Annotated in this window: 11 protein-coding genes; 5 read left to right on the forward strand and 6 right to left on the reverse strand. The window is 55.5% G+C overall.

What is annotated here, in order from left to right:
• Nucleotides 1-1,049, forward strand: a 1,049-nt coding sequence (locus M0974_RS30000; RefSeq protein WP_297845519.1) for a sodium:solute symporter, incomplete at its 5' end; no start/stop codon positions are given.
• 225 nt (nt 1,050-1,274) lie between these two features.
• Nucleotides 1,275-1,541, forward strand: coding sequence for a hypothetical protein (locus tag M0974_RS30005; protein WP_297845521.1), 267 nt, complete (start codon nt 1,275-1,277; stop codon nt 1,539-1,541).
• A gap of 3 nt (nt 1,542-1,544) precedes the next feature.
• Here the strand turns inward: M0974_RS30005 and M0974_RS30010 are convergent, their stop codons facing one another.
• From M0974_RS30010 to M0974_RS30020, 3 genes are all read right to left on the reverse strand, one after another.
• The gene (locus tag M0974_RS30010; protein WP_297845523.1) at nt 1,545-1,667 is read right to left on the reverse strand and encodes a PA1414 family protein; all 123 of its coding nucleotides are present in this window, start codon (nt 1,665-1,667) and stop codon (nt 1,545-1,547) included.
• 296 nt (nt 1,668-1,963) lie between these two features.
• Nucleotides 1,964-3,328, reverse strand: a complete 1,365-nt coding sequence (gene rmuC, locus M0974_RS30015; protein ID WP_297845534.1) for a DNA recombination protein RmuC — start codon at nt 3,326-3,328, stop codon at nt 1,964-1,966.
• Between the two features lie 451 nt (nt 3,329-3,779).
• Nucleotides 3,780-4,019 (reverse strand): hypothetical protein, encoded by a 240-nt coding sequence (locus tag M0974_RS30020; protein WP_297845524.1) that lies wholly within the window; start codon nt 4,017-4,019, stop codon nt 3,780-3,782.
• A gap of 312 nt (nt 4,020-4,331) precedes the next feature.
• On the opposite strand from M0974_RS30020, the gene M0974_RS30025 reads away from it, so the two are divergent.
• From M0974_RS30025 to M0974_RS30035, 3 genes are all read left to right on the forward strand, one after another.
• Nucleotides 4,332-4,556, forward strand: a complete 225-nt coding sequence (locus M0974_RS30025) for a hypothetical protein (protein ID WP_297845526.1) — start codon at nt 4,332-4,334, stop codon at nt 4,554-4,556.
• Nucleotides 4,557-4,863: 307 nt separating this feature from the next.
• On the forward strand, nt 4,864-5,343 hold the full coding sequence (locus tag M0974_RS30030) for a hypothetical protein (RefSeq protein WP_297845527.1): 480 nt from the start codon (nt 4,864-4,866) through the stop codon (nt 5,341-5,343).
• Nucleotides 5,344-5,493: 150 nt separating this feature from the next.
• Nucleotides 5,494-6,759, forward strand: coding sequence for an OmpP1/FadL family transporter (locus M0974_RS30035; RefSeq protein WP_297845528.1), 1,266 nt, complete (start codon nt 5,494-5,496; stop codon nt 6,757-6,759).
• Between the two features lie 105 nt (nt 6,760-6,864).
• Here M0974_RS30035 and M0974_RS30040 read toward each other — a convergent pair whose 3' ends face one another.
• From M0974_RS30040 to M0974_RS30050, 3 genes are all read right to left on the reverse strand, one after another.
• Nucleotides 6,865-7,416 (reverse strand): glutathione peroxidase, encoded by a 552-nt coding sequence (locus M0974_RS30040; protein WP_297845529.1) that lies wholly within the window; start codon nt 7,414-7,416, stop codon nt 6,865-6,867.
• Nucleotides 7,417-7,601: 185 nt separating this feature from the next.
• On the reverse strand, nt 7,602-8,810 hold the full coding sequence (locus M0974_RS30045; RefSeq protein ID WP_297845530.1) for an MFS transporter: 1,209 nt from the start codon (nt 8,808-8,810) through the stop codon (nt 7,602-7,604).
• Between the two features lie 379 nt (nt 8,811-9,189).
• On the reverse strand, nt 9,190-9,622 hold a 433-nt coding region (locus M0974_RS30050), incomplete at its 5' end, for an adenosylcobinamide-GDP ribazoletransferase (RefSeq protein ID WP_297845532.1).

The following is a 9,622-nucleotide window of genomic DNA, read 5'->3' on the forward strand; positions in this document are numbered from 1 at the left end:
ACCCCATGGCACGCCAAGCCAGCGCGGTGATCATGTTGGTCTACGCATTGATGATTGGCGTGACCTCGATTCTCGCCATCGGCACGGTGATGCAGGTGCTGTTCGGCTTGCCGTTCTGGATGTCGGTGTTGCTGGGCGGTGGCGTGGTGGTGGTGTATTCGGCGATTGGCGGGATGTGGTCGCTGACCCTGACTGACATCGTTCAGTTCGTGATCAAAACCGTGGGTTTGATGTTTATCCTGCTGCCCATCTGCCTGTACCGCGTCGGCGGCTGGGATCAGTTGGTGGCTAAGCTGCCGGCGTCGAGTTTCAGCTGGACCACCATCGGCTGGGACACGATCATTACCTACTTCCTGATCTACTTCTTCGGCATCCTGATTGGTCAGGACATTTGGCAACGAGTGTTTACCGCACGCACGGACAAAGTGGCCAAGTACGCAGGTTCTGTTGCCGGCGTGTACTGCATTTTCTACGGACTGGCGTGCGCCCTGATCGGCATGGCGGCCCATGTGTTGCTGCCTGATCTGGACAACGTCAACAACGCTTTCGCCGCCATCGTCAAAGTGTCGTTACCTGATGGCCTGCGCGGTTTGGTGATCGCGGCTGCACTGGCGGCCATGATGTCCACGGCCAGCGCTGGCTTACTAGCAGCGTCGACCACCGTGACCGAAGACCTGTTGCCTCGCCTGCGCGGTGGCAAACAATCGAGCCTGAGCATCAGCCGGCTGTTCACGGCACTGACGGGGTTGGTGGTGCTTGCCATTGCGCTAGTGGTGCACGACGTTATCAGCGCGCTGACGCTGGCGTACAACCTGTTGGTAGGCGGTATGTTGGTCCCTTTGATCGGGGCGATCTACTGGAAAAGAGCCACCACCGCAGGCGCGATCACCAGCATGACGCTGGGCTTCCTGACCGCGCTGGCGTTTATGCTCAAAGACGGCTTCGACGCCAACACCCCGATCTATTACAGCTTGTCGGTGGCTTTGATCAGCTTCGTGGTGGTCAGCCTGTTGTCGCCGCGGCCTGTAATGATCGCTCAGGGGGTATGAGGTTATCTCGGGGTGCCCGACCGGCACCCTTCGCAGGCAAGCCTGCTCCCATAGGATCTGTTTCAGGCCAAATATTGGGTCGGATGGAGATACTAATGTGGCTTGCCGACGAAAGCGGCGGATCAAGCGCAGACTAAATCACAGAGTGAGCTAGCCTCAGTGAACAGAGTCTCGGTTCCTTGAGTACGGGGCTCATTCTCTGTCAGTGACAGAAGCAGGCGTCTCATGGAGCGGCTCGATATTCAACAACGACTCCACAATGCGCTGGGCGTCATGTTGATCGATAAAGCAGAAATTCGCGAGGATGCAACGCTCAAGGATTTGGCGTTGGAAGATTCAGAGATCGACGAACTGATCGATCAGCTGGAATTCGAGTTTGGAATCGTATTCCCCACCCGCATCAAAAACCGAATCCACAAAGCGCCAGAACACCTGACGCTGCAAATTCTGGTTGATGTCATTCTGGTGTTGATGGAAAACGATGAGTCCTAATACTTATCGACGTGGACGCCGGCGCTCGTCATCAGTACGAACCGGGATAGGTTGCAACTTTGGCCGTTCGATCAGGCCCAGAGCAACACCGAGGTCATGGAGCCACTCTTGCATTTTGCTATTCATAACGCCCCCCTTCAGGGAAATACTCCGCGACTGACATCCGCCTTGTCGCGTCTTACTGATCATAGTGCGATGTCTCACTTTACGCCTGCTTCCAGATGTCGCGGGAAGAATTTGTGACATTAAGTCTCAACACACCTCCCGTTCGTCGATTGAAACAATCCGGCCGCCCGCTAAAACACTGGCTGATGGCGATCAGAGAGTCAAACAGACGTTAGTCGTGAGTCACGCGACGCATATTGATAGACCACTCGATAGCGTCAAGCCCACAACAGAAGCGACCAACGGTGGTTGTTTGCTTACTCCGGTAGCTGCAACACACCGTCGTCGTCCGTCATGGCCCTTTCGAGCAGGTCAGCTGGCAAGTTCTTGCTGGCCCTGGCGCCGAGCAGCTTCAACTGCTCACTGCGGCTGACCAGATTGCCACGGCCTTCAGTCAGTTTGTTGCGGGCAGCGCCGTAGGCTTTATCGAGCTGCTGCAAGCGATTGCCGACTTCGTCGAGGTCCTGAATGAACAACACGAACTTGTCGTACAGCCAACCCGCGCGCTCAGCGATTTCTCGCGCGTTCTGGCTTTGTCGTTCCTGCTTCCACAAGCTGTCGATCACACGCAAAGTCGCCAGCAATGTGGTCGGGCTGACGATGACGATATTGCGGTCGAATGCCTCCTGAAACAAATTCGGTTCGGCTTGCAACGCTGCCGAAAAGGCCGCTTCGATGGGCACAAACAGCAACACGAAATCAAGACTGTGCAGGCCTTCGAGACGCTTATAGTCCTTGCCTGACAGGCCCTTGACGTGATTGCGCAACGACAAGACGTGCTGTTTCAGCGCAGCTTGACCGATGACATCATCGTCAGCAGACACGTACTGCTGATAAGCGGTCAGGCTCACTTTGGCGTCGACCACCACTTGTTTATTGCCGGGCAGCATGATCAGCACGTCGGGCTGGAACCGTTCGCCATCCGGCCCTTTGAGACTGACCTGCGTCTGATATTCACGGCCTTTTTCCAGGCCCGCATGCTCCAGCACCCGCTCCAGGATCAACTCGCCCCAGTTACCTTGAGTCTTCTGCCCCTTAAGCGCACGAGTAAGGTTGGTGGCTTCGTCACTCAGGCGCTGGTTCAACTGTTGCAGACGCTCCAGCTCTTTACTCAGAGAAAACCGTTCCCGCGCTTCCTGTTGGTAACTTTCTTCCACGCGCTTTTCGAACGACTGAATGCGCTCTTTCAACGGATCCAGTAATTGCCCAAGTTGCTGCTGACTGGTTTCGGCGAAACGTTGCTCCCGTTCGTCGAATATTTTACCGGCTAATTCTGCGAACTGAGCACGCAGCTCATCGCGGGAACCCTGAAGGTCGCTCAGGCGTTGCTGATGGCTTTCCTGCTGTTCACGCAACGCTGCCCCCAACGACGCGCAGTGTGCGTCCAGATGGCGCAACTCAGACTCTTTGCTGGCGCGCTCTTGAGTCCACAGCTGAGCGGCTTCATGGGCGCTGCCCCGCTCCTGCTGCAATAACTCGACCTCGCGTCGAGCAGCCGCAAGGTCCGCTTGCTTGGCCGCATTGGCGTGGCTCAAGTCACTGATTTCATCGCGGCTTGCATCAAGCTGAGCATTGAGCCCCTCTTGGGCCATTTGCGACGTGCTCAGGCGCTCGTCGAGCAACGCAGCGTCGGCTCGTTGTAACGCCAGCCGCCGTTGCAATTGCCAGGCGAGTGCCAATAATGGCAATGCCGCCACGGCCAGGCCAAGCAACAGGCTGGTCAGGTCCAATGCCATAAAAAAACTCCAGATGCAGCGTAAAAGTCGGCGTGGATTTTACCATTCCAAAGAAAAAAAACCCAGCACCCGCGGACTAGAGCAAGCGCTTGGGACAATCCACAGAAGCTGTGGATAACTCAGTGGACAACCCGCCTTGAACCCTCGCAAACGCCGATAGAATGGGGCCTGCGTTCAAACTGACGTTTTTTTCACCAGTTAAAAAAAACGATGTTTTTCATTGACTTAATAATTCCCACCTAAACATCTAACGTCTGGTCGAGCTTATAACCACTTCGGCACAGGTTGCTTCGAACGTGTGCACAAGTCCATCACCGATGGTTATAAAGCGACTGATTTAAAGCGCATAACCCTCTGGCTTCCAGTCTCCCAAGGCAGGCGACCGCGCAAGACACACCGGGCCGTGAAAATTATTTTCATCCATGGCTTCCCTTGTGCGCAACAATCCGTTAGTATTGCCGCCGTTAGTACCAAGCTGAAAGTCAATTCTGGTCGAACAAATCCCCTCGGCAAACACGTTCATAGCGTGAAATGTTGTCGACAAAAAGGGATCGGCCACCTCGATGGTTCCAGACATGAACTCGATACACTGCCTTCCTCAATAACGGGAAGGGTGTTAGCAGCTCTGATGTTTTGATAGAACCAGCCTGCAAATTGATCAGGATCTCCACCTCTGGCGTCGAACCTTTGCCATTGTTGTGCTGCCTGCCCTCCTAAGTACCTACCGGTCAGCCCGAGCGCCATACGATTAAGCGCGCTTCAACTGTCTGCTTTGTTCCAGTCAGGTTAACTCGCCCAGCCACGTTGCATTTGAAGCACAGGCCCGCGTTTACTGGAACGTTTTATTTTTGCACGGCTTATTCCGTGTCGCTTTAGGAAACACCCAACCATGAATACTCAAATCCAGACTCAGGACGCCATCCGCACTCTGACTAACGCTTTTGCTCCGATGAACTGCCTGATTATGGCCGCTCGCAAAGGCTGCTTCAGCTTCACTATCGTCAATGAACACGGCATCGCTCGTCATAGCGAACGCCTGTACCCCGATCAATATTCCAGCGCTGAACCGCTGCAGATGGTGATCGACCGTACACGTCAGGCACTGATTGCCTGAAGGTGTTAATGCCCTTCACTCGCTGAAGCGCTCATGTAGGAAGCCTCGCCCTGAAGCGGGGCTTTTTATTACCCAAAATTTGGCCCAACCCACCGCACACGTCGACATAAGCTAAGCGCAAAGGGATATATCAGGACAACTGAGCCGGCACAAATATTTTAAAAACAGCCCGTTACGCTCGGAATATGACACTACACTTCAACTCAAGCGGCCTTGGTCGCTTCCGGCGGGCTCTATTCGATTCACCGCTGCCAAGCGTCAGGGCCGCGCCGGCCAAGTACATTATTACGGGGATGCCAGAGGCTTTATGGGAATCGCAGCCAGTGAGTTAAGCCGCTATGTGATACGCCCCACATTGATGTATCTCGGCTGCCATTGCCCCACTGCCGAAGCATTGCTACTCGGCGTCGCTGCCAGCCAATCAGCACTGGGCGATGCACTGGACAGTCGCCGAGGCCACGGCCTCTATCGCATAACCGAATCTCGCCATCAACACCTTTGGGATAACTACCTGGCACTAGACCCGGACCGCGCCAGCCTGGTTCGCGGCCTTGCCAGCCAGCACGCTTTTCTCAAAGGGCCCCATCTCGAACTGACCGTCAATCTGCGTTATGCCACTGCAATCGCCTGGTTATTGATCGAGGCGCAAGGGTCACCTTTGCCTCTCGCCAACGATGTACTAGGCATGGCCAGAATCTGGCGTCAGACCTTCCAGCCCCAAGGTCGCCTGCGCGACTTTGCGACGGCTTGGCAAAATTGTGTAACTGCACGTCAGCAACTTGCTTGAGTTTTTTTGTGACCGTGCGGTCTCACTGCAGATCGATGCAGTTTGGACAAATTGTCCTACAAAAAGGCTCTATCTCGCGTAATTCAGGCTATAGCGCAACGGCGAAAATGTTGGTAATTTCCGCCCGGTGATCAACAAGGAGTTCTAATAATGAAAAAAGTAATACTCAAGACCACACTTAGCCTCGCTGTAGGCCTTATCTCTACCCAGCTCTTCGCAAGCGGATTCGCACTTAACGAACAAAGCGTTAGTGGGATGGGCACCGGTTACGCAGGACGCTCCTCATCTGCGGATGATGCAAGTACCGTTGTCGGTAACCCGGCTGGCATGTCGAGACTCAAGAGCGAGCAAATCAGCTTGGGAGCGGTTGCTATTGATGCAAGCACCGACATCAAACACGCCAGCGGCCAACCCGGCAGCACTAACAACGGCGACATGGTTCCAGTCACCATCGTGCCTTTTGGTTACTACGTTAAACCGATCGATGAGCACTGGGCCGTTGGTCTGGGTGTCTATGCGCCGTTCGGCCTGGTCACCGACTATGAAAAAAGCTTCCAGGGTCGCTACTACGGTGACAAGAGCAAGGTCTCGGTCATCACGGTTCAACCCACCGTCAGCTATGCATTCAACGACTACGTGTCGATCGGTATAGGTCCAACCTTCAACCACATCAAAGGTGAGTTGACCTCGGCCATACAATTGAATCCTGCCGGCACCAACGATGGCAAAGCGCGCATCAATGGTGAAGACAACGCCTGGGGTTACAACGTCGGTATCCTCGTCACGCCGACTGCGACCACCAACCTGGGCTTGACCTACCACTCCAAGGTTAGCTACGGCCTGGAAGGTAACACCAAGTACGCTGGCTCTAGCTTCGGCCCTAACGGCCTTAAGTTCGACGGTGGCCTGGACCTGACCACTCCAGAATCGGTTGACTTCTCGATCACCCAGAAGCTCAACCAGGACTGGACTGTTTACGCTGGTAGCACCTGGACACGTTGGAGCCGCTTCAAAGACATCACCGTCAACAACGAAGGTGTTCCAGCACAGCTTGGCGGTAATGCCGGCCCTCTGGGAACGATTAGCGAGCCAGAAAACTGGCATGACACTTGGGCTCACGCCATCGGTGCGTCTTACCAGTTGAACAAAGAGATCGTGCTGCGTGCCGGTTTCTCGGTTGACCAATCGCCTACCAACAACGTTGATCGTTCGGTGCGGATTCCAACAGGCGACCGCCGCATATTCAGCTTGGGCGCTGGCTGGAGCCCAACCGATCACGTCACCATCGACGTTGCTTATTCGTACTTGAAAGAAGAAAGCGTGTCGGTCAACGACACGGGTAAGGGGGCGCCATACAGCGCTACTTACCACAACAGCGCCAACGGATTCGGTTCGTCTGTGACCTACCGCTTCTGATGCGCCCATTCGCGGCAGGCTGAGAGGTCTGCCAGGCGAATACTAAAAAGCCCGACCGCCAGTTCATGGCGGTCGGGCTTTTTCATGGCCTGGATTTAGCGTCGATCAGGGTTTGGACGCGATAGCCTTCTCGACGGCGGCGATCATCGCCGGGTCATCCGGTTTGGTCAGACTGGAAAAGTTCGCGATCACATTGCCTTGGCGGTCGATCACGTATTTATAAAAATTCCAGCGCGGTGCACTGCTCTGTTCGGCCAGTATTTTGAACAAATGGGTTGCATCAGGGCCTTTGACCGTTTGCGGATCGGTCATGGTGAAGGTCACGCCGTAATTGACGTAGCAGACCTTGGCCGTTTCGGCGCCGTCTTTGGACTCCTGTTTAAAGTCGTTGGACGGCACACCAATCACTTCGAGCCCTTGGGACTTGTAGCGCTGATTCAACGCTTCGAGGCTTTTGAACTGCGGCGCGAAACCACAGAAACTGGCGGTATTAACCACTACCAGCGGCTTGCCCTCGAAGCGCTTGCACAGGTCAATGTTTTCTTTGGCGCGCAGTTTGGGCAACTCGCCCTGCAACAAAGGTGGGCATTCGGCAGCCAGTGCCGTGCCTCCAATGGCGAGCAACACAATAGGAATTGAAAACCAGCGAATCGTCATGACGAAGTCCCGCGCATCGTAGAGGTCAATGTGTCCAAAAACCAAAATACTCCACGTCACCTGTACTGCCTAGCAAACGCTCATCCCCAGTTGCAGCGCACCGAGGCCGACGCGTTGCCAGCCCCACCACACTAAGGCCAGCAGCAGCGCCAGGCCCACGCCGCCAAGCCACGGCCAGAGCCTGCTCACGCGGCGCTACCGAGGGTTTGCAGGCGTGCAACGGGGCGTTCACGCACCGGCCAATTCAATGCGGCCGCCAGCAGGCTGAGGAGGATAGACACTTGCCAAATCAAATCGTAACTCCCGGTGCGGTCGTAGACGACGCCACCTAGCCAGCCGCCGAGGAATGCGCCCAATTGGTGGAATAAAAATACGATGCCGCCGAGCATCGACAAATTACGCACCCCAAACAAGGTCGCGACGGTACCGTTGGTCAGAGGAACGGTGGACAACCACAGCAAGCCCATGGCGACTCCAAACAGGTAGGCGGTGGTTTCAGTCACCGGCACCCAAAGGAAAACGCTGATCACGACGGCACGCATCAGGTACAAGACGGTGAGTAACCTGGGCTTGGAAATACGCCCACCCAACCAACCGGCAATGTAGGTGCCGAACACGTTGAACAAGCCGATAAGCGCCAGCACCGTGGTCCCAACCTTTGCAGGCAGGTGTTGGTCCACCAAGTAGGACGGCAGGTGCACGCCGATGAATACCACTTGGAAGCCGCAGACGAAAAAACCCAGCGCCAATAACCAAAAGCCGGAATGGGTGCAGGCTTCGTGCAAGGCCTCGCGCAGGGTCTGCTCGCCGCCTTTCATTGGCGTTGGGACGTCCTTGAGCATTGCGACCAGTGGCAAAATCAGCGCGACCAGCAAGCCCAGTGCTAGCAATGCCGCTGACCAACCGAGCCAACCGATCAAGCCGAGGGTGCCAGGCAACATGGCGAACTGACCGAACGAACCCGCCGCACTGGCGACGCCCATGCCCATGCTGCGTTTTTCGGCTGGGAGTGCTCGACCAACAACGCCGAGAATGACCGAAAACGAGGTGCCAGACAGGCCGATACCAATCAACAAGCCGGCGCTTAGGGACAACGACAGCGGCGAATCGGCCATCCCCATGCAGGCCAGGCCCAGCGCGTACAGTACGCCGCCCACGAAAACGACCTTCGCCGCGCCAAAACGGTCCGCGAGGGCGCCAGCAAAGGGTTGAGCCAGGCCCCAAATCAAGTTTTGAAAGGCGATGGCAAAGGCAAAGACCTCACGTCCCCAGCCGAACTGCGCACTCATGGGCGCCAGAAACAACCCGAATCCGTGGCACACGCCCAAAGACAATGCAAGAATCAGAGCGCTTCCCAGCAAAACCCAACCACTGGTACGCCAGACCGATGTCATATTTTTATTCTCCGCAGCCAGAAAGGCTTATATGCCTGTAACTGTAAGCGCGGGAAATTACGCTGGTGGTGAGGGGGGTGTCAACGTCAACAGCGTGTCTTGTGTTGGCGTTGGGTTAGGGGTGTATATCCGGCATGTGTGGTTGCTGGGCTTTAAGCAAACTCAACGGCGTGTTTTGTGTTGGCGTTGGGCTTGGGGTGTATATCCGGCCGTTGTGGTTGCTGGCCTTATGGTTCCTCGCTGTAAAAGCGAAACCATAAGCCCAGCAACCAAAAACAATGAATACACAGCCCAAAAACCAACGCCAACACATGACTGGCCTTTGATCTTGGCTTGTAAAACAGCAGGACTTCATCAATAGGTTGCCACAAAATCCGAATCAAACCAGAACCAACACCACCAACACCGCCATTTCCAGCAACTCCACCATCGCCCCAGCCGTATCCCCAGTGCTGCCCCCCAGCCGACGAATCATCAACTGCCGCAACCAAAAGAAACACACCACAGACGCAAGCAAAGCAACAACGCCGCTAACCCCCGCCACCAACACGCAACCCACCGCGCTAATCAGCAAGACCTGCTTACCCAACGTACGAGGAAGATGATCCGCCAATGCCTGACCCAACCCGCCAGCCCGCACGTACGGCGTACCCAGAAACAAACCAAGCATCGCGCCGCGACCAATCACCGGGGCCAGCAACCAAAAGAAACACACCACAGACGCAAGCAAAGCAACAACGCCGCTAACCCCCGCCACCAACACGCAACCCACCGCGCTAATCAGCAAGACCTGCTTACCCAACGTACGAGGA

Source organism: Pseudomonas sp. (assembly GCF_026224925.1).
Taxonomy (GTDB): Bacteria; Pseudomonadota; Gammaproteobacteria; order Pseudomonadales; family Pseudomonadaceae; genus Aquipseudomonas.